The sequence below is a fragment of the Paenibacillus sp. JDR-2 genome, assembly GCF_000023585.1.
GTDB lineage: Bacteria > Bacillota > Bacilli > Paenibacillales > Paenibacillaceae > Pristimantibacillus.
In genome coordinates this window covers 4,843,715-4,868,915 of sequence record NC_012914.1, presented here as the reverse complement: position 1 = coordinate 4,868,915, position 25,201 = coordinate 4,843,715, and the positions used below count along the sequence as shown (strand labels likewise).

21 protein-coding genes and 1 pseudogene are annotated in these 25,201 nt (G+C 47.8%); 17 read left to right on the top strand and 5 right to left on the bottom strand.

The annotated features are described in order from the left end of the window. Nucleotides 1-13: 13 nt before the first annotated feature. The 16 genes and pseudogenes from PJDR2_RS21410 (at nucleotide 14) to PJDR2_RS21335 (ending at nucleotide 18,631) form a co-directional block, all read left to right on the top strand. Nucleotides 14-979: a carbohydrate ABC transporter permease gene (locus tag PJDR2_RS21410; RefSeq protein ID WP_015845815.1), complete on the top strand. Its 966-nt coding sequence runs from the start codon at nucleotides 14-16 to the stop codon at nucleotides 977-979. Continuing rightward, complete coding sequence (locus tag PJDR2_RS21405; RefSeq protein WP_015845814.1) at nucleotides 976-1,854, top strand: carbohydrate ABC transporter permease; 879 nt, start codon at nucleotides 976-978, stop codon at nucleotides 1,852-1,854. The genes PJDR2_RS21410 and PJDR2_RS21405 overlap by 4 nt, the downstream gene beginning before the upstream one ends. Before the next feature lie 13 nt (nucleotides 1,855-1,867). Further along, complete coding sequence (locus PJDR2_RS21400; protein ID WP_041613545.1) at nucleotides 1,868-3,334, top strand: hypothetical protein; 1,467 nt, start codon at nucleotides 1,868-1,870, stop codon at nucleotides 3,332-3,334. Continuing rightward, entirely contained in the window at nucleotides 3,306-3,941 is a 636-nt protein-coding gene (locus tag PJDR2_RS21395) for a YIP1 family protein (RefSeq protein ID WP_041613544.1), read from the top strand. Before PJDR2_RS21400 ends, PJDR2_RS21395 begins: the two co-directional genes overlap by 29 nt. 16 nt (nucleotides 3,942-3,957) lie before the next feature. Continuing rightward, the gene (locus PJDR2_RS21390) at nucleotides 3,958-6,510 is read left to right on the top strand and encodes a DUF5696 domain-containing protein (RefSeq protein WP_015845813.1); all 2,553 of its coding nucleotides are present in this window, start codon (nucleotides 3,958-3,960) and stop codon (nucleotides 6,508-6,510) included. Further along, nucleotides 6,507-7,421 carry a carbohydrate ABC transporter permease gene (locus PJDR2_RS21385; protein ID WP_015845812.1) on the top strand — a complete coding sequence of 305 codons (915 nt, stop codon included), beginning with the start codon at nucleotides 6,507-6,509 and terminating at the stop codon, nucleotides 7,419-7,421. The genes PJDR2_RS21390 and PJDR2_RS21385 overlap by 4 nt, the downstream gene beginning before the upstream one ends. 22 nt (nucleotides 7,422-7,443) lie before the next feature. Next, nucleotides 7,444-8,382, top strand: coding sequence for a carbohydrate ABC transporter permease (locus PJDR2_RS21380; RefSeq protein WP_041614509.1), 939 nt, complete (start codon nucleotides 7,444-7,446; stop codon nucleotides 8,380-8,382). 126 nt (nucleotides 8,383-8,508) lie between these two features. Beyond that, nucleotides 8,509-9,768 carry an endo-1,4-beta-xylanase gene (locus PJDR2_RS21375; RefSeq protein ID WP_015845810.1) on the top strand — a complete coding sequence of 420 codons (1,260 nt, stop codon included), beginning with the start codon at nucleotides 8,509-8,511 and terminating at the stop codon, nucleotides 9,766-9,768. Between the two features lie 50 nt (nucleotides 9,769-9,818). Beyond that, nucleotides 9,819-11,042, top strand: a complete 1,224-nt coding sequence (locus tag PJDR2_RS21370; protein ID WP_015845809.1) for an SGNH/GDSL hydrolase family protein — start codon at nucleotides 9,819-9,821, stop codon at nucleotides 11,040-11,042. A gap of 49 nt (nucleotides 11,043-11,091) precedes the next feature. Next, nucleotides 11,092-11,386: pseudogene (locus tag PJDR2_RS21365) on the top strand (sigma factor-like helix-turn-helix DNA-binding protein); the annotation flags it as partial. A gap of 284 nt (nucleotides 11,387-11,670) precedes the next feature. Beyond that, entirely contained in the window at nucleotides 11,671-12,717 is a 1,047-nt protein-coding gene (locus tag PJDR2_RS21360; RefSeq protein WP_190276163.1) for a stalk domain-containing protein, read from the top strand. Between the two features lie 389 nt (nucleotides 12,718-13,106). Next, nucleotides 13,107-14,018 carry a sulfate adenylyltransferase subunit CysD gene (cysD, locus tag PJDR2_RS21355; protein ID WP_041614505.1) on the top strand — a complete coding sequence of 304 codons (912 nt, stop codon included), beginning with the start codon at nucleotides 13,107-13,109 and terminating at the stop codon, nucleotides 14,016-14,018. 1 nt (nucleotide 14,019) lies between these two features. Next, the gene (locus tag PJDR2_RS21350; RefSeq protein WP_015845806.1) at nucleotides 14,020-15,681 is read left to right on the top strand and encodes a GTP-binding protein; all 1,662 of its coding nucleotides are present in this window, start codon (nucleotides 14,020-14,022) and stop codon (nucleotides 15,679-15,681) included. Between the two features lie 145 nt (nucleotides 15,682-15,826). Further along, complete coding sequence (locus PJDR2_RS21345; protein WP_015845805.1) at nucleotides 15,827-16,252, top strand: MarR family winged helix-turn-helix transcriptional regulator; 426 nt, start codon at nucleotides 15,827-15,829, stop codon at nucleotides 16,250-16,252. Nucleotides 16,253-16,363: 111 nt separating this feature from the next. Beyond that, on the top strand, nucleotides 16,364-16,702 hold the full coding sequence (locus tag PJDR2_RS21340) for a DoxX family protein (protein WP_015845804.1): 339 nt from the start codon (nucleotides 16,364-16,366) through the stop codon (nucleotides 16,700-16,702). Between the two features lie 450 nt (nucleotides 16,703-17,152). Continuing rightward, the gene (locus PJDR2_RS21335; RefSeq protein ID WP_015845803.1) at nucleotides 17,153-18,631 is read left to right on the top strand and encodes an Lsa family ABC-F type ribosomal protection protein; all 1,479 of its coding nucleotides are present in this window, start codon (nucleotides 17,153-17,155) and stop codon (nucleotides 18,629-18,631) included. A gap of 152 nt (nucleotides 18,632-18,783) precedes the next feature. Here PJDR2_RS21335 and PJDR2_RS21330 read toward each other — a convergent pair whose 3' ends face one another. From PJDR2_RS21330 to PJDR2_RS21310, 5 genes are all read right to left on the bottom strand, one after another. Beyond that, on the bottom strand, nucleotides 18,784-19,932 hold the full coding sequence (locus PJDR2_RS21330; protein WP_015845802.1) for an ABC transporter permease: 1,149 nt from the start codon (nucleotides 19,930-19,932) through the stop codon (nucleotides 18,784-18,786). A 1-nt stretch (nucleotide 19,933) separates the two neighbouring features. Continuing rightward, the gene (locus tag PJDR2_RS21325) at nucleotides 19,934-21,058 is read right to left on the bottom strand and encodes an ABC transporter permease (RefSeq protein WP_015845801.1); all 1,125 of its coding nucleotides are present in this window, start codon (nucleotides 21,056-21,058) and stop codon (nucleotides 19,934-19,936) included. A 14-nt stretch (nucleotides 21,059-21,072) separates the two neighbouring features. Further along, a complete protein-coding gene (locus PJDR2_RS21320; RefSeq protein WP_015845800.1) occupies nucleotides 21,073-22,008 on the bottom strand; it encodes an ABC transporter ATP-binding protein in 936 nt (311 codons plus the stop codon). 122 nt (nucleotides 22,009-22,130) lie between these two features. Continuing rightward, nucleotides 22,131-23,246 (bottom strand): sensor histidine kinase, encoded by a 1,116-nt coding sequence (locus tag PJDR2_RS21315; RefSeq protein WP_015845799.1) that lies wholly within the window; start codon nucleotides 23,244-23,246, stop codon nucleotides 22,131-22,133. 12 nt (nucleotides 23,247-23,258) lie between these two features. Next, the gene (locus PJDR2_RS21310; RefSeq protein ID WP_015845798.1) at nucleotides 23,259-23,990 is read right to left on the bottom strand and encodes a response regulator transcription factor; all 732 of its coding nucleotides are present in this window, start codon (nucleotides 23,988-23,990) and stop codon (nucleotides 23,259-23,261) included. 255 nt (nucleotides 23,991-24,245) lie between these two features. Between PJDR2_RS21310 and rarD the strand changes: the two genes are divergently transcribed. Continuing rightward, nucleotides 24,246-25,124 carry an EamA family transporter RarD gene (gene rarD / locus PJDR2_RS21305; RefSeq protein WP_015845797.1) on the top strand — a complete coding sequence of 293 codons (879 nt, stop codon included), beginning with the start codon at nucleotides 24,246-24,248 and terminating at the stop codon, nucleotides 25,122-25,124. Nucleotides 25,125-25,201 lie beyond the last annotated feature (77 nt).

Here is a 25,201-nt window from a genome sequence, read left to right as displayed (position 1 = left end):
GGGGGTGAAATCAATGCCTGATCAAACCGTATCCGTTCCTGTGCCCGCGCCCAATCTCGTCGGGCAGCCGGTCAAGGTATCCAGATGGGCGCAATTTTTCAAAGAGATCAAGAGAAACAAGCACTATTATATCCTGATGAGCCCGTACATGATTATTTTCACCCTGTTTACGATCATTCCGGTTGTATTCTCGATCTGTCTTAGCTTCTTCTATTTCAATATGCTCGAATTTCCAAGGTTCGTTGGATGGGATAATTATTCCAGGCTGTTCTTGAATGACGATGTCTTTATGATTGCCTTGCGCAATACATTCATGTTCGCGGTTATTACAGGACCAATCAGCTATTTAGCCTGCTTTCTGTTTGCATGGATAATCAATGAGCTGTCTCCGAAGATCCGGGCCGTTATGACCTTGATTTTCTACGCGCCATCCATTTCGGGAAATGTCTATTTCATTTGGCTGATCGTATTTTCCGGAGACCGGTACGGTTATTTGAACGGTTTCCTGATCAAATTCGGTTTTATTCTGGAACCGATTCAATGGCTTACGAATGAGAAGTATATTCTGACCATCGTCATTATCGTTCAGTTATGGCTAAGCCTTGGTACCAGCTTCCTTGCTTTTATCGCGGGGCTTCAAACCATTGATCGGTCTCTGATAGAAGCCGGTACGGTAGATGGAATCCGTAACCGGTGGCAGGAGCTGTGGTTCATTACGCTTCCATCAATGAGACCGCAGCTGTTATTCGGCGCAGTTCTTCAAATTACGGCTTCGTTCGCCGTTGCGGATGTTTCCATTGCCTTGGCGGGCTTTCCGAGCGTTAACTACGCAGCGCATACGATCGTCACGCATTTGATGGATTATGGCACGATTCGTTTTGAAATGGGCTATGCATCGGCCATTGCAACCGTTCTCTTCCTGATCATGGTGGGTGCCAACAAGCTGACCCAGAAGCTGCTTAGAAAGGTCGGTGAGTGACATTGAACAGTTGGACAGCGGTTTTCCGAATTCAAAGAAAGCTTAACCGCTCCTTTACCGTCAGCTTTTTATTATTCCTGCTCCTTGCCGTATTTGGCCTGTTTATGGCCATACCGCTTGTGTATGCGGTCAACAATGCGTTCAAACCGCTTGATGAGCTGTTTATATTCCCGCCGCGGATTATGGTTAATAATCCTACGCTGGATAACTTCTTCGACTTGTTTGCGTTAATGGGCAATTCCTGGGTTCCGCTGTCGCGCTATATTGCGAATACGCTCGTTATTACGCTTGTGGGAACGTTTGGGCATATCCTGCTCGCGTCGGCGGCAGCCTATCCGCTAGCCAAGCACAAATTTCCCGGTTCCCAGATTATTTTCTCGACGGTCGTTCTGTCCTTGATGTTTTCCGGTACGGTTACGGCTATCCCGAACTATATGATGATGTCATGGCTAGGCTGGATTAATACTCATTTATCGATTATTATTCCATCCCTAGCGTTCCCGCTGGGACTATTCCTGATGAAGCAGTTCATGGAACAAATCCCGGACGCGCTCGTGGAAGCCGCCAAGATTGACGGAGCCAGCGAGTACCGGATCTATTGGCAAATCGTCATGCCGAACGTAAAGCCGGCCTGGCTTACCCTTATGATTCTGCAATTTCCTATGCTGTGGGGCTCTGACGGAGGCAACTTCATTTACAGTGAGAACTTGAAGACCCTTCATTATGCATTAGGCCAAATCGCGCTTGGAGGTATTGCCAGGGCAGGCGTTGGCGCGGCAGTTGCGCTTATTTTGATGGTCGTTCCCATTACGCTCTTCATCCTGTCCCAGAGCAGTGTCATCCAGACGATGGCAACTTCAGGGATGAAAGAGTAGAAGGGGGCGAAGCATGATGAGAATACAGAAAAAAATGTACCTCCTCCTTGCCTTAACCTTGTTATTAGGCATAGGCACGGGAGGCACCAAGGTGCGGGCTGCGGATGGCGCAGAATCCTATAACTATTCTTATTGGGGGTTAACGACCGCGGCTCCGGCAGCGTATCAGGCTAACGTTTTGTGGAACGGGGAAAGCATGGAGGCAGGTGCTTTCAAAGAGCCAAGCGATTTTCAGGTGACCGAGGATAAACAAATCTATGTTTTGGATTCAGGCAATAACCGGGTCGTTGTGCTGGATGACAAGTTTCATCTCGTAAGGACGATCAGCTCGTTTGTCCGAGACGGGAAAGAGGAGACCTTCAATAACCCTCAAGGGTTGTTCGTTACCGACGGCAAACAGCTTGTGATAGCGGACACCGGCAATAAACGGATTGTCCAACTGGATCAGAACAACAACCTGGTAAAAGTCATTGAGGCTCCCAAATCGGATATGCTGTCCGAGAAATTTGATTTTCAGCCGGTACGGGTTGTCGTCGACAAGGCGCAGCGGATATACGTCATGTCCACCGGCGTTTATGACGGCTTTATGGAATTTAGTCCGGACGGCACGTTTACCTCGTTTGTCGGCGCGAACAGGGTCTCCTTTAATCCAACGGATTATTTATGGAAGATGCTGTCGACCAAAGCGCAGCGAAGCCAAATGGTTATGTTTACGCCGACGGAGTTCACCAATCTGGACATTGACAGGGAAGGTTTTATTTATGCAACGAACGGGCAGGACAGCGGGAATGTCAAGAAGCTGAATGCCCAAGGCAATGATATATTGCGGCGAGAAGGCTACTTTGCTCCCGAGGGCGATATCCGCTACATGAGCGCAACCGGACCATCCCGATTGATCGATATCGATGTTGGCGACAGCGAGATGTATTCCATCCTTGACGGCAAGAGGGGCAGAATTTTCACTTATGACGGAGATGGCCATTTGCTGTATGTTTTTGGCGGGCTTGGCAATCAAATGGGACAATTCAATACGCCGGTAGCCATTGAGCGGCTTGGCGATGAATTCCTCGTACTCGATAAAGCACTCGGGGAGATTACCGTCTTCCAGACAACCGAATACGGCCGCACGCTGAATGAGGCTGTCAGAGCTTACTACAATGGCGACGAGGACAAAGCCTTTACGTTGTATCAAAAGACAATCAGTATGAACGCCAATCTGGAATTTGCGTATGCGGGGATTGGCAAAGCATTGCTTCGTCAAGGCGATTATCACGAAGCCATGAAATATTTCAAGAAGAGCATGGACCAAAAAGGCTATTCCAAGGCATTCCTGCTCTATCGGAAGGAAGTGCTTCGCGATTACTTCCCGGGCATTATGACAGGTATTCTCTTGCTTCTTGTCTGCTGGTTTGGAATAAGCAAATACCGGAAATGGAAAGGAGGGAAAAAGGTTGCCTTTATTAAGCAGAGAGCTGTATAAATATCCGTTATATCTGATTTTGCATCCCTTCAACGGCTTCTGGGAATTGAAATACGAACGCAGCCGGAAGCTGAACCTGATCATTTCCTTTGCGATTTTGTTCCTGCTGATTGTCATGAAGATTATGCAGACGCAGTACAGCGGATTTCTTGTCAACATTGTTTATCCGGACAGTATAAACAGCCTGATGGAGAGCTTGTACGTGATCGTGCCCGTCTTGTTCTGGTGTATCGCCAATTGGTCGCTGACCACCTTGATGGACGGAGAAGGCAAATTTGTCGATATTTTCACCTCGACTTGCTTTGCCCTGGTTCCGCTTCTGGTTATTCAATTTCCCTGGATAGGCCTGAGCAACCTCATTTCGCTCGAAGAAGTATCCTTCTACCATTTCTTCAGTAATGTGTCCGTGCTTTGGTGTGCCTATCTTCTGTTTGTCGGCAATATGACGGTGCAGCAATATTCGCCGTCCAAGACAATCGGAACAATCATTCTCACCATCGCGGCAATGGCATTTATGGCGTTCTTATGTTTATTGTTTTTTAGTTTGATTCAGCAGATGGTTGCGTTTGTGCAGGTTATACACCAAGAAATCGTGCTCAGGCGTTAGTAAAGGAGGCAAGAAGATGAATAAGGCCAGAATGGCCCTGCTAACCGCATGCTGTCTGGTTGGAATCCTGCTTGCCGGATGCTCGGATTCCGCTTCGGGCAAGCAGGCGGGAGAAGCTGACCAGGCCGCAATGACATTTACGCAGGGAAAGGCTCTGAGCGCGTCCTTCACGGATCCCCTTTTTACTGACATGAAAGGGGTTGCCGAGAATGATCAGCTTCGATTATTCGCGGATGATCAGACTGGCGCTATTGCCGTTCTTAATAAGAAAAGCGGAGAGGTTTGGCGCAGCAACCCCCCGGGGAGCAGCGAAGACGCCATTGCCGCCGGCGTGAACAAGGATTTATTATCGTCCCAGATCAAGCTGGATTTCTACAATGATTTCGGACAGCTTAATTCGATTAATTCCTATACGGACAGCGTTGTTAATAAACAGATTAGCATGGAGAAGCTCCCGAATGGGCTCAGCGTTACCTATCAATTCGGCAAGGTGGAGAAAACGCTGGAAGATATGCCGAAGATGATGAGCAAAGAACTCTTTGATGCCGCAAACAAGAAGTTGGATAAAACCGGGCAGCGCGCGTTAAAAATCGCCTATAAAGAAAATAAGGAACAGACGGCCTATGAACGGAATGACAGTGCGTTAAACGGGCTGCAGCTGGACCGGGCGCTGAAAGCCTTGGAAGCCGCAGGTTATACGGAGGAAGATCTGAAGAAGGATATGGAGGAGCTGCATTTCACCCAGGAAAAAACAGCTCCGAGAATATTCGAGGCGACAATCAAATACACCTTGGATGGCAACAGTCTTGTCGCTGCCGTACCGGTGGCTGACATCCATTATCCTGAAGAGTATCCGGTAAACAGCGTTTCTTTTCTAAATTTCTTTGGGGCAGGCGGAACGGGGGACAAGGGCACGATGCTTGTTCCGGATGGTTCTGGCGCGCTTATTCGCTTTAACAGCGGGAAAACCCGCTATCCGTCCTATCAGCAGCTTGTCTACGGCCAAGACAACACGATGGCAAGAACCGAAGATGCGTCAAGAGAAGAAGCGGTAAGACTTCCGGTATTCGGTATCATCCGCGAGAACGGCGCTTTCCTAGGCATTATTGAGCAAGGGGAGTCTGTTGCAACGATTAATGCGGATATAAGCGGCAGGTTGAACAGCTATAACTATGTTTACCCGAGCTTTAATGTCATCAATAAAGGCCAAGTAACGCTGGATGCGAACGGCCAGCAGCGCTCGCTTCCGAAGTTTCAGGAAAATCCGATGAAGTCAGACTTTGTTGTCCGGTATGCTTTCCTCAGCGGAGAGGATGCCAGCTATCAAGGAATGGCCAGCTACTACAAAGAGTACTTGGTTAATCATAAGGCTCTGCCCGTTCAGGAGAAAGCGGCAGATGGAGAGAATATCCCGTTCTATCTCCAGCTGGACGGAAGCATTACGGATAAGAAGCATTTTATGGGCATTCCTTACCGTGCGCTTGAGACACTGACGACCTTCAAGGAAGCTAAGTCTATTATCAATCAAATGAAGCAGCTGGATATTCATAATATTAAGTTGAAATATGCCGGATGGTTTAACGGGGGACTCGATCATAAAGTGCCCAAGTCGATTTCGGTAGACGGGGAAATAGGCGGAAGCCAAGGGCTGAAGGATTTGGCATCGTTTGCGGCAGGCAACGGCGTTGCCCTATATCCGGACGTAGCGTTTCTTACAGCCAATACCGGCAATGATTTTAATGAATCCAAATCGGCATCACGAACGCTAAGAGGGGATCCTGCAGCGCTATATCCGGCAGATTTGGCATTGAACCGGCGCGATATTTCCAAGTCTCCTTCTTATATTGTTTCGCCTCGGCTTGTGGATGGTTTCGTAGATTCGACCTTGAAAGGCATGAATAAATTTAATGCGAATGGTATCTCGGTCAGGGATCTTGCCGATCAACTAAACAGTGATTACCGGAAGCATAACCAAATCGACAGGACGGAATCCGAGGAGATTTCCAGAGCAGCGATGGCGAAGCTGAAGGATCAGAAGCTGCAAGTGATGGGTAACGGCGGCAACGCCTATGCGCTTCCGTACCTATCCGACCTCACGAATGCACCAATGGGCAATAGCGGATTCAAGCTGGAGGATGAACAGATCCCGTTCTATCAAATGGTGATCCGCGGGAGTATGGAATATACGGGCGCGCCGTATAACCTTTCGAACTATACGAACGACAAGCAATATATTCTGAAGTGCCTGGAATTTGGCTCTAACGTGTATTTCGAATGGATTTACGAACCGAGCTATTCCGTTAAGGATACGGATCATAACGAGCTGTACGCCGTGAACTATAAGCTGTGGATGGATAAGGCCGCAGGCATGTACCAGGAAGTAAACAAGGTACTGAAAAATGTGAAGAATGAGCCGATTACCGGACATGAGAAGCTGCAGCAAGGCGTGTATAAAACGGTATACGGAAACGGCCTGTATGTCATTGTCAACTATAACCGCTCACAAGTGACGGTAGAAGGCAAGAGCATTGAAGCCGAGAGCTACTTGACGGGTGGTGACCAATCTTGAAACGGATAGCAAAGCTCGGCATGAAGCATCGAACCTATGCGGAGCAAAAGGCGTTGTTAGGCTTTCTATTTGTATTGCCTTGGCTGCTGGGGTTTATCTTGTTCTTTATCATTCCGCTGGTCAACTCTTTCCGTTACAGTCTCAGCAAGATTGAGGCCAATTCATCCGGAATAAAGATCAGTTATATAGGATTCGAGAACTATATCAACGCCTTGACCGTGAATACCAGCTTTAACCGGACATTAACCGAGGCCATCCTTAACATGGTGGTAAACGTGCCGCTGATCGTCATTTTCAGCTTGTTCCTGGCCGTTCTCCTTAATCAGAAGTTTATCGGTCGCTCGATTGCCCGCTCGATTTTCTTCCTGCCGGTCATTCTGGCATCAGGGGTGATCATGACTCTGGAGACCTCCAGTCTCGTGCAAGCCGTTAATGACCAGAACCAGGGTTCGGGCGGCGCCATTCACGCTTTAGGCGCTTACGAGCTGGCAGGGCTTATGATGGACGCAGGCGTCAGCGAGAGCGTCGTTAATTATTTGACCGGCGCCGTGGAGCGAATCTACCAAATCGTCAGTCAATCCGGCGTGCAGATTCTTATCTTTCTTGCCGGCATTCAGACCATCTCCCCTCAGCTGTACGAGGCTTCCAAGATGGAAGGGGCAACGGGCTACGAAGCGTTCTGGAAGATTACTTTTCCGATGGTCAGCCCTCTTATTCTTGTCAATATGATTTATACCATTATTGACTCCTTCTCGAGAAACGGGATGACGGATTTGATTAAAGAGACGGGTTTTACCAACTTCGATTTCGGGCTTAGCTCGGCCATGGCGTGGTTATATTTTGCGTCTATTATGCTGATCCTGCTCGTCAGCTCCTATATCGTTTCGAAGAAGGTCTTCTACCAAGAATAGAAAGCAGGTGAGCTCATTGATTATGGCCCGATTGTTATCGTTTGAAAGCTGGAAGCGCTGGATTTGGTCATTTGTCAGATTAGTGCTGATTGCCGGACTATCCTTTGTTATCCTGTACCCGATTATTCAAAAAATATCGACGGCGATAAAAGCAAAAACGGATCTCTACTCGCCGATTGTGGTATGGATTCCCGAGCATTATTCGCTCGAGAACTTCAAGAATGCCATCTCCATTATGGATTACTGGAAGACGCTTCTGAATACGTTCACGCTGTCGGCGACAACCACAATTCTGACTGCGATATCCTGCGCTCTGGCGGGCTATGCCTTCGCAAGATTGAAATTCAGAGGCAGCAACCTGCTGTTTGCAGGCGTTATTCTGACGATCATGGTCCCGCCGACAACGATACTTATTCCGATGTACTTGAATTTGAAGGACTTCAGCCTGATGGGGCTTGTTCCTCTCATTACGGGAAAATCCGTCAATTTGCTGAACTCCTACTGGCCGTTTATCTTAACCTCCATTACGGCGAATTCCTTGAAAGCCGGATTATATATCTTTATCTTCCGGCAGTTCTTCCGGGGCATTCCACGGGAGGTCGAAGAAGCTGCCTATATGGATGGAGCGAGTGTCGGGCAGACGTTCCTGCGCATCATGCTGCCTAACGCGACTCCTTCCATTATTACGGTACTGCTTTTCTCGTTCGTCTGGCAGTGGAACGACAGCTTTTTCACGACCACCTATCTCACCTCGAGCAACGTGATGTCAACGCAGCTGTCGTCCTTGCCTTATAACCTTTCTATTATTCTTGGCAATGACGCGAATGCCAAAGATCCGTTTTATCTTAGCATGGTTCAGGATACAGGCATTTTACTGGCTATTCTGCCTCTTGTTATTCTATATCTGTTCGTGCAGCGCTACTTTGTCGAGAGCATTGAGCGGACAGGACTTGTCGGGTAAAAGGGTTCGATGTCAGTCGAAAACTAAAATTCCATTTTGCGATAAAACCTACCTCTATACGCGGTCGCTCATCCTCGAGAGGCCGAGGGTAGAGGTTTTTTCATTTCGCGAGAAAGCGGGTTTCCTATGCTTCGTATTCGCAAGAAAGCCTTATTAACTATTGTTCTATCGGCGGCGCTCCTCGCCGTAATTATTATGATGCTGGCGTTGAACAAGTCCGGAGAAACCGGTGAAACCGCTGAAGCCCCTGTTCAAACAACAGATCAGGCAGCATCTGATGCTCCGCAAGAACCGGAGCGCATCACGGAGCCTTCGAAGCAGCCTGCTGAAGACGTAGTGCCCTCCGTTCAGATGGATATACCGTCGCTTGCGGAGACCTTCAAGAATGATTTCGCCATCGGAGCTGCCCTTGAGCCGAACCAGACGAATGGATTAACGGCAGATCTGATGAAGAAGCAAGTGAATATGCTTGTAGCCGAGAATGCCATGAAGCCGGCCTCCATCCAGCCAGCAGAGGGACAATTCAATTGGGATCAGGCGGATAAAATTGTCGCTTTCGCCAAGGCGAATGGCATGGCGGTCCGTTTCCATACGCTTGTATGGCACAGTCAGGTGCCGGACTGGTTCTTCCAGGACGTTGACGGCAAACCGATGGTGGATGAGACCGATGCCAAGAAGCGGGAAGCTAATAAGAAGCTGCTGCTGGACCGGCTGAATACTCATATCCGGGCCATTGTTGGCCGCTACAAGGATGACATTGAATATTGGGATGTGGTGAACGAAGTGATTGAGCCTGCGGACCCGGACGGCATGCGAAGCAGCAATTGGTACAAAATTACGGGTACCGACTATATTGAGACTGCCTTCCGCGCTGCAAGAGAAGCCGGCGGCCCCGGGATTAAGCTGTATATTAACGATTACGGAACGGATGATCCGAAGAAGCGGGACCGTTTGTATGCTCTGGTGAAAGAGATGCTCGATAAAGGCGTTCCGATAGACGGTGTCGGCCATCAGACCCATATCAGCATTTATACGCCTTCCGTTATGAATATTGTGGATTCTATGAAAAAATTTAAGGAGCTGGGGCTCGATAACCAAATTACCGAGCTTGATATGAGCGTCTATAACTGGAACGACCGGTCCGATTACGGAACTGCCGTGCCGGAAGATATTTTGCTAAAGCAGGCACAGCGATACAAGAAGCTATTCGAAGCGTTGAAGTCCAACGCAGGACTGACCAGCGCTGTCGTGTTCTGGGGGATTGCGGATGATCATACCTGGCTAAGCACATTTCCGGTCACGCGGACGGAAGCGCCGTTCCTCTTTGACAAGCAGCTTCATGCGAAGCCAGCATTCTGGGCGATCGTGGATCCTACCAAACTCTAATAGAAGAAGAAATTTATAAATCACAGATAACCTAAGAGAGGAGAATAACGATGACATACGATCCATCTATAAAAGCAGCAGAGGAGATTGTGGATATATACTCGGAGACTTATCGCGTATTGATCGCCAAATCATTGCTTGATAAAGGCAACAACAAGCGATTGAAAGCTGCCATTGAAAAGGCCAAGCGGGGTGAGGCCGTTACCCTTGCTTTCATTGGCGGTTCAATCACTCATGGGGCAGGAGCGGATCCACTCCACACAGCTTGCTATGCTTATCGGACGTATACCGATTTTAAAGAAAGGTTTGGTATGAACGGCGGCCATCATATCCGCTTTATTAAAGCAGGAGTTGGCGGTACGCCTTCCGAACTGGGCATGATTCGTTACGAGAGAGATATTTTAAGAGACGGGACGGTTCAGCCGGATATCGTCATTGTGGAGTTTGCCGTTAATGACGCCGACGATGAGACGAAAGGAATTTGTTACGAAAGTCTCATATTGAAGGCTTTGGCCGCCGCAAATAATCCTGCCGTCATTTTGTTGTTCAGTGTGTTCGAGAACGATTGGAATTTACAGGAGCGGCTTTCTCCCGTTGGCCGGTATTATGGGCTTCCCATGGTAAGCGTTAAGGATGCGGTGACCGAGCAGTTTTATAAGTCAAAGGGTGAAGGCGACGTCATCACCAAGAAGCAATTTTTCAGCGACATCTATCATCCGACCAATGCGGGGCACCGTATCATGGCCGATTGTTTAAACTGGCTTTTCTCGGAAACCGACCGCGACGAAATGAATCAAACGGATATCATCCTTAGAACGCTGCCGATGTTCGGCAATGATTTTGCAGATGTTCGACTGCTGGATCGAAACAATAACCTTGAAATAGCCGGAATAATGGAAGGCAGCTTCTATGCAACTGATTCCGAATTGCAGTTCGCGGAAATGGATGACCAACCCTACGGCACTTCCCAGTTCCCGTACAATTGGATGCGTACACCAGAGACCGGCAACGAGAGTTTCATTATAACGATTCATAGCAAAAGCCTGCTCCTTATTTATAAAAACTCCGGGAATGATGATTTCGGAAACGCGGAGGTTTGGGTTGACGGAAAGCTTGCGAGGTTGGCGGAATCTCAAGCTGTCCGATGGACGCGCTGCCACGCGGTTATTTTGTTCCGGGAGCTTGAGGCGAGAGAGCATACTGTGGAAATCAAAATGGCGGAAGGACATGAGGACAAGCGGTTTACGATTCTTGGCTTCGGCTTTGTACAGTAGTAATTCATGGCAATGAACATTTACATGTACATGTTCACAATGTCAAACAAAGGGGAATGAAATAACACTGATCGATATCCTAGGCACGGAAGCCGATGAGGGTGCAGCTGAAGATTGAGAAAAGCAAGATTTACCGCAATCTCGATATTCGCGACGAGCGGGAGCAGGAAGTGATCCGCGGCCGGTTCGGCCTGGATCATGGGGGGGATGAGCGGACGAAGCGCGAGATCGCGAAGGAGCCCGGCATAAGCCGGAGTTATGTATCGAGGTTAAATCACTTTAAAGAAAAGACAATCCGAAGAGTTTCTGGCGACAAATTTAAACCCACGAGATGCACTAGTTAAAAGATGAGCCAATTTCTCTGGAGATAGGCTATTTAGACTGCCAGCGGTTTTCGACTGAGATTCCAAGATAGAGATCAGAAAGTTCTTTTAAGAGTATATCTTTACGGAGATAGTTACGTGAGCTAAGCAACAAGATATTCCCTTATTATGGGGATGCCCGATATCATTAAGGTTTCTCCAGATATCCATTTCAAATACACACGTTGGACACAGGAACCCTCTATACTTCAACTTGCAAGAACAATATTCAAGGGGTAATGCCCACTATGAAAGGGATGTTATATATGAAATTCATGCAACAAAAAAGATTTGGGCTAGCCCTTGCCGCAGTTTTATTGGCTTCCCCGATCGCCCTATCGCTGCCAGCAGGTCAAGTTGCAGCCGCCGTTACCAACTCGAAATTCAGCATCACAAATCAGTCTTTTAGCATTGAGGGAGTCAAGAGCAGCATCGGTACCATAAATAGCAACGGCTCCACTTTTATTGCATTGAGAAACTTAAATACGGCTTTGGGACTAGGAACAAATTTCGATAAAACGACTCAAGTGGTTACTGTTACAGGGCACAACCGGATCATGAAGCTGGATCTAAAAAACAACACTGCGACGTTAAACGGTCAGCTCATTAATGGCCTGCAAGTGATTTTACAGGATAATACGACATATCTTCCACTTCGCTTTTTGTTAGAACGCATGGGCTATGAAGTGACGTACACATCAGGTTCCAAACAAATCGGCATTAAAGCTATTGCCGAGAACAAGTTGACGATCCAAGCCCACTCGTTAAGTGATAACAGCGGCGGCAAGAAGCGATTCGTTTATTATCCTGTGATTTCCGGCATGGGAAATACGGAAGTACAGGCCAAAATCAATGCGCTGTTGAAGCAAGAGGCTGAGAAGACAATATCCTTATCGAGCCAGCATAACGAATATGATGTTATCAGCAATAGCAATCTTAAGGGAGCTTTCGAAGTTACGTGCAACGAGAATGGGAAGTTAAGTCTTTATACGTATTACAGCATCGATTCAGGCGGAGCGCATGACCTCCATAATCTCGTTCCTCATACGTTCGATCTGAATACGGGGAACGAACTTTCCTTGAAGGATGCGACTGAAGGGAAGGCTAACTATGTGACGATCATTAACGATCAGATCAAAAAACAAATCAAAGAACGTAAGCTTGACGTAATCACACCTTTTGAAACGATTAAGACTGATCGCGACTTTTACCTAAGCCATAACGGAGTGGTCATTTACTTCACCGAAGGTGAATTAGTGGGAGCTGCGCAGGGCTTCCCTAGATTCGTTGTTCCTTTCTCGGCATTTAAATAAAGATTTATTATGTAAAAGGTATTGAATGCTTCTGTACGTTGGAAGGATCTAAATAGTGCACAGTTATCCTGGAGTAGTTTGCCGCCAAGGCAACTGCTCCTTTTTTAATTCATGAGTTTGAGTTTAATAAGGCGAAGCAGTGAGCGTAATCTGATCGCCGCCGTTGGAATTCCAGCTGACAGTTTGACTGAAGTCATCAACCGCTTTTTCCTAAAATGGAATTATATCGCGTGTGGTTGCGTCCTCCTTTTTATGAGCCCAACGTCTCAAAAAAATTAAAGAAAATACTTTATTCCACTTTGCAACAAAGTGAAAATCTGATACGATATAGAATATAGCCTATAGATTTAGTGAGGATTAAAGGGAGGCACTTTTTCATGGACAAATTGATGCTTGATTCCATAGATGCAACAACACATCTGGATCAACTCGAAGCTGAAGCGATTTATATTATTAGAGAAGTAGCGGCGGAATGTGAAAATCCCGTGATGCTGTACTCGATCGGTAAGGATAGCTCCGTGATGCTGCATTTGGCGCTGAAAGCATTTTATCCGGAGAAGCCGCCGTTTCCATTCCTTCATATCGATACAACGTGGAAGTTCAAAGAAATGATTGAATTCCGCGACCGCAAGGCGAAAGAATTCGGAATCAAAATGCTTGTCCACTCCAATCAGGAAGGGATTGAGCAAGGGATCAATCCATTCGATCATGGTTCCGCATATACGGATATTATGAAAACCCAAGCCCTGAAGCAAGGCTTGGACAAATACGGATTTACGGCTGCTTTCGGCGGCGGAAGACGCGATGAGGAAAAATCGCGCGCGAAGGAGCGGATTTTCTCATTCCGCAATAAGAATCATGCCTGGGATCCGAAAAATCAGCGTCCGGAAATGTGGAAGCTTTTCAATACCAGAATCAATAAGGGCGAAAGCATTCGCGTATTCCCGATTTCCAACTGGACGGAAAAAGATATCTGGCAATACATTCGCAGAGAGAACATTGATATCGTTCCCCTCTACTTTGCGAAAGAAAGGCCAGTCGTCAACCGTGACGGGCAGATGATTATGGTGGATGATGAGCGGATGAAGCTCCAGCCGGGTGAGAAGGTTGAAACGGCAAAGATGCGGTTCCGTACATTAGGCTGCTATCCGCTTACTGGCGGTGCCCCGTCGGAGGCGGACACGCTGGATGCTATCATTGAAGAAACGCTTGGTGCGGTATCCTCCGAACGGACAACAAGGGTGATCGACCAGGAAGAAGCGGGAAGCATGGAAAGACGTAAACGGGAGGGCTATTTCTAAGATGAAGAGTCTGCTTAAATTTATAACTTGCGGAAGCGTGGATGACGGCAAATCCACCTTGATTGGACATATGCTTTATGAGGCTAAGCTCTTGTTCGCCGACCAGGAAAGAGCGCTCGAGTTAGACAGCAGGCTGGGCAGCCGCGGCGGCAAAATTGACTACTCCTTGCTTCTTGACGGGCTGCTTGCGGAACGCGAGCAGGGGATTACGATTGATGTCGCTTACCGTTATTTTACGACGGATCACCGTTCGTTCATTGTAGCGGACACGCCGGGGCATGAAGAATATACGCGCAACATGGCCGTAGGCGCATCCTTTGCCGACCTTGCCGTTATTCTGGTGGACGCAACCAAAGGGATTATTACCCAAACAAAGCGCCATACCCGGATTTGCGCCCTCATGGGGATTAAGCATCTGGTATTGGCAGTAAACAAAATGGATTTGGTGGATTTCGATACGGATAAATTTGATGCAATCAAAGAAGAATTCTCCCGCATCACCACTGAATTCCGGTTCGAGAGCATTCAGGTGATCCCTGTTTCCGCAACGGAAGGGGATAACATCACGACAAAATCGCTCAATACGCCTTGGTATAAAGGTCTTGCTTTGTTGCCGTATTTGGAGAGTGTCGATGTTCATGCAAGCGACGACGTGAAGCCGTTCATGATGCCTATTCAACGGGTATGCCGACCGGACCACACCTTCCGCGGATTCCAAGGCCAGATTGAAGCCGGCAGCATCGCGGTTGGCGACGAACTGATAACGTTGCCTAGCCATGAGAAGGCGAAGGTTAAACGAATTTTAGTCACAGACCAAGACAGGAATTCGGCTCATGCCGGGCAACCCGTCACGATTCAATTAGATCGGGAAGTCGACGTTTCGCGGGGCTGCGTATTTACGAAGGACAATCAGCTCCAAGAGGCCGACAGCTTTAGCGCGACGATTCTTTGGATGGATGATTCTGTCCTGACGCCGGGTAAAGATGTTCTGGTGAAGGTAGGTACGAAGATTCTTCCGGGTACGGTAACAGCAATTAATTACAAGATCGATATTAATACAGGAAATACCGTTACAGCCGATCATCTGGTAAAGAATGAATTGGCAAAATGCGAATTCTCATTATCGGATGGTATTATTTTTGACTCATTCGAAAAAAATAAAAGCATCGGTGGGTTTATTCTCATCGATCGCGTAACGAATATGACATCCGCTTGCGGCGTCATTGACGAAGCTCTTCAAAGCTCTGACAATGTGGTCCGGATCGATACGGAAATCACTAGAGATGTTCGTGCCCAGCAAAAAGGACAGCAGCCATTAACGCTTTGGCTTACTGGTTCCGTTATGGGCAATACGGCTCTTGCGAAAGAAGTCGAGAAACGGTTGGTAGCGAGAGGTTATCATACGATGCTAATCGATAACCGCTCGGGAGAATCCGTGCGGCAACTCGCAGCTTATGCTACATTGCTAAACGACGCGGGACTTCTTGCATTGGTGCCGGCCGGTGCTGCGAACGACAGCGACCAAGCTATTGCGCATGAAATCATTGGTCAAGCCTTTTTGCCAATCGAGGCTGATATCAACAGCTCTTCGATCGAGGAAGCGGCAAAAGATATCGTAAAGCTTGTTGTGAAGGCCCTCATTCAAGATAGTTATACCATTTAAAGACTCTGAGAGCACTGTGTTAACGCAGTGCTCTTTTTTTTATTTCTGGGACAGGTCCGATTATGCGCTTGAGTATTCTTCTTGATTTTAAATGCTATAGCATATATAATTCGGGAAGAGTTATTGGATTTCAAAGGAGACGACTATGGAACTTTATGATTTTACGGGATTCCAGATTCATCGTACAGATGTAAAGATGAACAATTATTTTACGAAGCAATTAAAGCCGTTCGAGATCACGCCGGATCAATGGGGCATTCTTAGCGTGCTGGACGGCGATAAGGGAACAACTCAAAAGGAGCTTGCGGAATCCATCGATCGGGATCAGACCACGGTTGTTAGAATGATTCATTCTTTGGAGAAGAAAGGAATCGTCAAACGATTCGTTCATGAAATGGACAAGCGTTCACACAACCTATATCTTACCGACAAAGGGATTGAGCTCAAATCGAAGGTGCTTCCCGTTGTAATTAAGGCGCATCATTATGCGACAAGAAATTTGAGCATGGCTGAAATTAACGACCTGAAAGCGATTCTCGGAAAACTGTACGCGAGCGTTAATGATGAATAAACGGAGAGGAGGTGAGAGATTGTTAACTCGGTATAATGATTAACGCGATATATATGCTATAGCATGTTTATTAATCGAAAATAAAAATTGAGTTATAGGAGCGTTAAGAAAATGTTAACTATGATTTTGCAAGTGATTGTCGGCGTATTTTTTATGTTTACGGGAATAAGAATCATCAGCGGTAAAATGGCGCATGAATTTAAGCGATTCGGACTGCCGCCGTTTTTTAATTTCGTTACGGGGTTAATAGAAATCGTAAGCTCGATTGGTATGATTGTGGGCATTTGGTTTTCTATTACAGCGGTAATAGCCGGTCTTTTATTAGCCGCAACCATGCTGGCGGCAGCCTTCATCCTCATCGTTGTAGCGAAGGATCCATTCTCGAAGGCCATTCCATCGATCGTGCTTAGCCTGCTGTCCTTTGTAATCACGATGAGCCTCTTGCTTTAGCCGATTTAAAGGCATGTTATAAAGTTGAATTGTGAAATTCGGTATGCTAGACTTATATCTAATAATCAAGAGGAGATGAAAAGATAATGTAATATTTCTTGCTATATTTACGAATGATAAAACATAACCTGTTTGTTTTATTCTTTGTTAAGCAAGAAAACTACTTATTCTTTTCTCAAATAATATTTATCTATCCTGTTTATTAGGTTGGATGCTGTATTCGTTTTATTTGAGCTACAAGAAAGGTAACTTTCTTGCAGCTCTTTATTTTTTTTCGGACAACAAGTGATAAAGGAGGGGGAAGATGAGTACAGACAAGGTTGTTACGCATGATTTACTCCGTATAAGTCGGTAAGTATCCATTGAACTTATGCGGAGTAAATAAGAATAGATGGGTATGTACCGACTTTTTATAAAAAGTAATGTGTTTATAAAAAGGAGGAACCCACCATGTCAATGATTCATGTACAAAACCTGACATTTTCATATCCTAGCAGCTTTGATCCTATTTTCGAGAATGTTAGCTTTCAAATAGATACGGATTGGAAGCTTGGATTTATTGGCCGCAACGGTCGAGGCAAGACGACCTTCTTCAATCTTCTATTAGGGAAATATGAATACAACGGTAATATTATCTCTTCGGCAGAATTTAATTATTTTCCATATCCGGTTCCGGATAAAAGCAGACTCACCTATGAAATATTGGAAGAGATATGTCCACACGCAGAAGATTGGGAATTTCTTCGGGAAATTTCTTATTTAGATGTCGATGCTGAAGTGATGTACAGACCATTCGAAACGTTATCCAATGGGGAACAAACGAAGGTTTTATTGGCTGCGCTTTTCTTGAACGAAGGGCAATTCTTATTAATTGACGAGCCGACCAATCATTTGGATACCCATGCTCGAAAGATGGTTTCTAAATATCTAAAAAGGAAAAAGGGATTCATTTTAATCTCGCATGATAGAAACTTTTTGGATGGCTGTGTTGACCATATTTTGTCCATAAACAGAGCCAATATAGAAGTTCAAAGCGGTGATTATACTTCTTGGAAGCTGAATTTTGATAGACGGCAGGAACATGAGGAAAAAACGAATGAACGTTTGCAAAAAGATATTGGAAGGCTGCAACAATCTTCAAAGCGTTCCGCCAATTGGTCCAATCAAGTGGAGGCCTCCAAAAACGGTACAACAAATTCCGGTTCTAAATTGGACAAGGGGTTTGTGGGACATAAAGCTGCAAAAATGATGAAACGTGCAAAGAACCTGGAGTCAAGGCAAAATAAAGCTATTGAAGAGAAGTCAACGCTGCTTAAAAACGTGGAAAAAACGGAGTCGTTGCATTTAGAGCCTTTAGAATACATTTCTAAAGAACTCATTCAGTTAACGGACGTGTCTGTTAGGTACGATGGTGAATTAGTGAACAAGCCAATAACTTTTAAGGTTGAAGCGGGAGACCGAGTAGTGCTTGATGGCAAGAATGGCAGTGGAAAGAGTAGTATTCTAAAATTAATTCTAGGGAAGCCACTCCGGCATACAGGTACTTTGAACGTTGGTTCAGGTCTTGTCATTTCTTATGTACAGCAAGATACCTCTCATTTAAAGGGAAAGCTGTCTGACTTTATTGAAGAAAATCAAATTAATGAACCGATATTTAAATCCATTCTACGTAAGATGGATTTTGACCGGATCCAGTTTGAAAAAGATATATCCCACTATTCCGGCGGGCAAAAGAAAAAGTTGCTTATAGCTAAAAGTTTATGCGAAAAAGCTCATGTATATATTTGGGATGAGCCGCTAAACTTTATTGATGTTTATTCACGAATGCAAGTTGAAGAGCTTATTAAAAGCTTTAATCCAACAATGATTTTTGTTGAGCATGACCAGACATTCCAAGAGGAAGTTGCAACGAAAACGGTAGCCTTATAGTTATTACTCCCTTTAACTTTACGGTTACCTTGAAACAACAAGACAGCTGCCGACAATTTATCGGCAGCTGTCTTTCGTTTAAAGACTACTTACTTGTAAGTAGTCGGTTAATTGATTGGAGGTTGCGTTAAATCCTTCTTGCGCTGGTGCACTTAGATAAACTGCCTTACATCGTTGTTACGGCTGAACCGGTAGATCGCGATCAGCGTAAACACGGCAGCAAAGGCGATGAGAATGGCCAAGTTGAGTCCGAGACTTCCAATCGTTTGACCGTCCTGCAGCTTCGTAATCGTAACAAGAAGCCAGTGCTGCGGAAGGAAGCTCGAGATTTTCTGAACCGTATCCGGCATAATCTCTTGCGGGAAGAAGCAGCCGGCAAGAAGACAGGTCGGCGTAATGATTAGCGTCTGCAATGCGCCGGCGCCTCTGCTGTTCTTCGAGAACGCGGTGAGCAGCAAGGCAAGGGCGATAGCGACGAGCGAGAAAAGAAGGAGCGTGCCTAGCATTTCTCCGAACGGAACGCCGGAGTCAATGCCGATGGCGTACTTCAGGACCAACAGCGTAACGACGATCTGCAGCACCTGGATGATGAAGGTGACCAGCACGTTCCCAAGCACGAATCCCCGAGCCGACAGCGGTGATGAGAGCAGACGGAGGAAGGTGCGATTCTCTCTCTCCTTAAGAATAAGGTTGCTCATATTGACCGCGGAGAAGAGAAGGAACATCAGAAGGAAGCCGATTGATTGATACGTCATGTCCTTAAACTTCGCAGTATCTTTAAGCGATTCGGATTCGAACTTGAAGCTGGATTTTTTGTAATCCGCATAGATGGCGTCGAACGCATCAGCGTCGTTCTTTGTTGTCTGGCCGATCGAGGCGACATTGCCGATGTAGCCTTCAAGCAGTGCCTTCACGTAAGAGGTCACCTCCGCCCCTTTGGCGGAGACAATGCGAAGATGGGCTGGTTGACCGTTCCGGACGCTGTCCGCGAATCCATTCTCGAAGATAAGGCCGCTGTCCAGCTTGCCGGAAGCGATGTCCTTGTTCATAGACGCTTGGTCCGCCATCGTGATCTTCACGTTGTTCAGCTCTTCAACGAAACGAATCGCGTCTTGAGTTAATGTCTTGTTACCGTCCTGGTTAAGGATACCGACGTTTAGACTGCCGCCGCTGGAGCTTCCGTAGATTAGCATGGAGAGGAGGATGGCGGCGATCGGTAATCCGAAATAGACGATCCAGCTCGATCTCTTGCGGAAGGTCGAGCGGAGCTGCTTGCGAACGATCCAAAGAATATTATTCATCTTAGAAAGCCTCCCGTTTGCGCATCGTAATAGCGACGAATGCGAGGAATGCTGCCGCTATCGCGGTATTAAGTCCCACAACGGGGAACACGGCCTGCAAGTCGTCGTTATAGATCAGGTTCATCAATGCTTCATTCGCCCAGCGAAGCGGCGAGATGTTCGCGATGCCGGCGAAGAAGCCGGATGCCTCGTCGACAGGGAAGTAGGCGCCGCCGAACATGGAAGCCAACTGGACGAAGATCATCATCACGGCGTTGACCGCATCGTCTTTGAATAGGAAAGCGATGCCAAGGCCGAAGCTGACCGCCAGCAGAACTTCGGTAAACAGCAGGAGGAATACGGAACCGAGGTGATTACCCCAGTTGGCGTTGAATGCGTATTTGCTGAACAGGACGACTGCGAGAATACACAGGAAGTTGATGATGGTGCTAGCGATCACCTTGCCTGCGAAGATCTCCAGCTTCCCTACCGGGGCTGCGGCTAGTCGAAGCGCCGTCTTCCGCTTCACTTCACCGCGAATGAGCCAGCTAGCCGACATGCAAGCATAGAAAGCGATCATCGTGGATTGCACGATTGCGTAATAATCGATGGAGCCCGGTTTACGGTCCGGATTGAGCGAGGACTCCTGAATGAAAGAACCGGCAGTCATCTCTCCCGCGATGATGGCCTGCGCTGCTTCGGGATCGTTTTTCAAGGCCGCCGCGGCCAAGCTGTACTTGTCGGCGAACGAAGTCAGCATGCCCTGGATGATATTGCTCGAGATCGTTTGACGGCTGCTTCCGTAGAAGTGAATGCCATTGTCGTCGATTTCAGCGTACGCCGTAAATTGATTATCCTGAACGGCTTTCTTGCCGTCGATGCCGTTCAAAGCGGGCGTCAACTCGACGCCTTCTTTGCCGATTGCTTGAGCGAAGCCGTTCCAATAGCTTTGCAGTTGTTCACTCTGAGCGGTGTTTTTAACAAGCAGCTTCATATCTCCGAGCTCGATTCCGTTATTGAAGGCGTTTGTGAGAGCCGTTCCGAGAATCAGTATAAGCACGATTGGAAAGGCAAGCATAAAGAGCAGCGTACGCTTATCCCGCAAGTCCTTTTTGATCTCGAATAACGCTATGTTCAGCACGTTCATGTTCTTCGTCCTCCTTAGTCGCGCAGGTTTCGGCCTGTTAAGGTCAGAAACACCGTTTCCAGATTGGGCGCTTGCTCTTCAACCGAACTGATCTCGACTTGATCTCGAATTAACAGTTGGATAACCCAGTTGAGATTGTTAATCTCGCCTCTTGATACGACCTTGACCATCTGTTCCTCCAGCCGAACGGAATTGACGCCGGAGATTTGCTTTAGTGCGCCCAGGTCAAGACGCTCGGCGTTCTTCACGCCGATCCATGTCTCTTTTGTATCGGTGATGATTGACTTGAGCTGCTCTTTTGTTCCCTCCGCGATGACCTTGCCGTGGTCGACGATCGCGATTCGGGTGCAGATCTCCTCGACCTCTTCCATATAGTGGCTCGTATAGATGACCGAGCAGCCCATTTGATTCAGCTTCCTGACTGAGTTTAGAATATAGTTTCGCGACTGAGGATCGATACCTACGGTTGGTTCGTCCATGATGATCAGCTTCGGGTGGTGGGCGATGGCGCAGGCGATGTTGAGGCGCCGCTTCATGCCCCCGGAAAAGCTTTTCGGGAGAGCTTTGTGTTTGTCGCCGAGACCGACGAACTCCAGTGCCTCCTCCGTGCGTTCCTTAAGCAACGCTCCGCGGAGACCGTACAGTCCGGCGAAGAAGCTCACATTCTCGTAGGCGGTCATCTCTTCGTAGATCGCAAGATCCTGCGGTACGATGCCGATATTCATCTTGGTGAATTTACTCTCCTTTACGATGTCTCTGCCGAGAAGCTGGATCTCACCCTTCGTGATCCGCAGCAGAGAGGAGATCATGTTGATCGTCGTGCTCTTGCCTGCGCCGTTCGCTCCGAGAAAGCCGAAGATTTCTCCTTCGCGAACGGTAAGATTAATGTTGTCGACGGCGATGAAGTCGCCGAATTTTTTGGTCAAGTTGCGGATTTCCAATACGTTCATCCGTATCACTCCGTTTTCGTTAATGTTTATGGCTTTATTTTAATAAAAAAGGATGACCTCATGTCAGTGCATAAGTTCATCCTTTGTATATGAGAAATCTCATGTTTCAAGTGTGAGTTCTTTCATCCGCTCTTCTGGAAGGGCAGGAGAGTGGTCACACGGAAGCCCTTCGTGCCGTCAACAATGACGGTTCCCCCCGCGGACGCGGCTCTCTCCTCCATGCCAACGATGCCCAGACCTTTGACGATTTTGTCAGCACCCTTGCCGTTGTCGGCAACGACGGACTGGATCATGCGGTTCAATACGCGGATCTCGAACTCGATGGTGGACGCCCCTCCGTACTTAAGCGAATTGGTGACGGCCTCCGTCGCATTCTCATGGATAATCTTCCATTGCAGAGGAGTAATTACATACAAATCTCCTTCATGCGTGACGCTCGCGTTCAACGAGTGATTGACGGACAACTCGTCTGCGAACAGCCGAAGCCGGTGGATGCCAAGTTCTTCTGACCGGGGCTTCATATCTTTAAGCGTAAGGCGGATCTGTTCCAGCCCTTCCCTAGAGATGGCGATCGCGTTGCCGAGAAGCTCGGACGCTTTATCCGGATTCACACTGAGCAGGCGCCTGGAAGCTTCCATTTGGATGAGCGCCCCGGCCATCGCGTGTCCGACTTCGTCGTGTATCTGCTGCGACAGCCGATTACGCTCCTCCAGCTTGATTGTGTATTCGGATTGGCGAATATACTCCTCGTTCATGCTTAGGGATTGCTTCAAAAGCTGCTGATCGAGGCGGAGCGTCTCCTTCTCCTCACCGATCTTCTTGAGCTTCTCCGTATGTACCCGCATGCTATAGTAGAGAAGAAAGCTTAAGGAGGCTGAGAGAAGATAGATCAGGATCTCATCGCCCGGGATGAGAAGCAGCGGCACAAGTCCAAGAAGCAGAGCAAAGCGGTTCCTTCCTCTGGACACCAGCACAATCTCGTATAGATTGACGGGCAGCAGAAGAATAAAACTCGTATTCAGGCGAAAGGCGAACACAACGACCAGTACGGTCGAAGCGACCGATCCCATCAGCTGAAGCCGTCTTTGCTTTCTCAGAATCGGAATGGCTATGTTTGCGCATAGATAGGATAAGTAGGCTAGCATCTCCCAGGGAGACGCTCCGCGCACGACCGAATAAGTGACGAAGATGACGTACAAAAGCAATACAACCTTGTTGCCGATGATCCAAAATTCCATGTCGCCGGCTCCTTAATCTTCCGATGGCTTGATTTCGCCCGTCAAATAATAGATCGCGATCTGCGTCCTGTGTTCAAGTCCCGTTTTGTTCAGGATGGACGTGATGTAATTGGCTGTCGTGCCTTCGGAGATGAATAACTTCTTCGAGATTTCCTTGTTGGAGAGCCCTCTAGCGATCTGCGCCATGATTTCGAGCTCCCGCTCTGTGAACAGGCTGCGGTCAATCAGATCCGAACCGGAGGACGGAACGGCAGCGGGTTGAACCGGATCGATAACGGCATGACCGTTATGCGTTTCGTTTCCGGTCGGAGGATTCACTTGCACGCCCGTCAACAAATTGGATTTGATCTTGTTCAGGACGACGTCTTGGAGTACGTGATGGTCGTTGTAAACGCTCTTTATGGCGTTCCGGATTTTCTCGGGGTCGTTATTCTTGAGGAGGTACCCTCTTGCGCCCGACCGCACAGCCTCGAGAATGTATTCGTCATCGTCGAAAGTTGTAAGGATCAGCGGCTTGGCTTTCGTTTGCTCTGTCAGGAGACGGGTTGCCTCGACGCCGTTCATGTTCGGCATTCGCACGTCGAGAAGGGCGACGTCCACTTCGTGTGAGCGGCAATAATCGACCGCCTCCGCTCCGTCGCATACGGTGGCGACTACCTCGAACTCGTCGAACGTGGTTAGAATAATCTTCATTCCTTCACGAATAAACGAATTATCGTCCGCGATTAACACTTTTATTTTCAATAGATAAAGCCTCCTCGTGAACTTGCTAGCATATCGTATACTTTGATACTAGAATATACCACTCGAGCCTTATCCGACAATCGAGTGATTGAGCCTTCGACGGCTCGGTATCTATGCTGGATGCACGTTCTATTCTAAAAGCGGGGCACGAAATTACCATTAATGATATAATAGTCTTTTATTACAGCTTTGTTTAAGCACGGTTTGAGGTGTATAATCCGTTCAGACATTGGAGCGAGAAGTGGGGAATAGGTTATGAACAACGGGTTGGTCAACGCCATTATTGCGTATATCATGTGGGGGGTTCTCCCGCTTTATTGGAAGCTGTTTAACAACGTGCCTGCAGGAGAGATTCTGTCGCATCGGGTCGTCTGGTCATTCGTCTTTATGGGTATTCTTGTCGCCGTCCAGCGCCGCTGGGGCGATATGAAGCGAATTGCGACTAGCCGGGCGCTCCTGCTACCACTCGCCGCAAGCGGACTCTTGATCGCGGCGAATTGGCTTATCTTCATCTGGGCTGTCAACAACGGCCATGTCGTAGAGACAAGTCTTGGCTATTATTTGAACCCGTTGCTGAACGTGCTGCTGGCGGTCGTCTTCCTTCGCGAGAAGCCAAACCGTGGCCAATGGCTCGCGATTGCTATCGCTGGCTCCGCCGTGCTGATTATCGCCATCGACTACGGGCGTTTCCCGTGGGTCGCGATCTCGCTGGCCGCGTCGTTTGGCTTGTACGGCTTCGCGAAGAAGAAGATCATGCAGGACGCTTCTGTAGGATTGCTGTCGGAGACGGCTGTTGTCCTGCCCGTCGCGCTCGGTTATTGGATCTACTTGGCTGCAGCGGGAAAAACGACGGCATGGACGCTGCCCGCGTCCACGTTCGTCGAACTGCTTCTGTCAGGCGTGGTTACGGCATTGCCGCTGCTCTTCTTTGCGCGGGCTGCCGCCCGGATGGCGCTGTCCGCACTTGGATTCGTACAATACATTGGGCCGACGATTATGTTGTTTTTGAGCATATTCGTATTCAAGGAATCGGTCTCTCCGGTGCTGCTCGTAGGCTTCGCGCTCATCTGGACATCGCTCGTCGTATACGCTGTGGCATCGGTTCGCGGCACGAGACTCGCGAAGGCGAGTTAACGGCAAAGGCGCTCAGGCACCGCCATAACGTCCATTTCCGTCCGACTGGGCGGAGAAGTAAAGGGAAAAGGCTGATT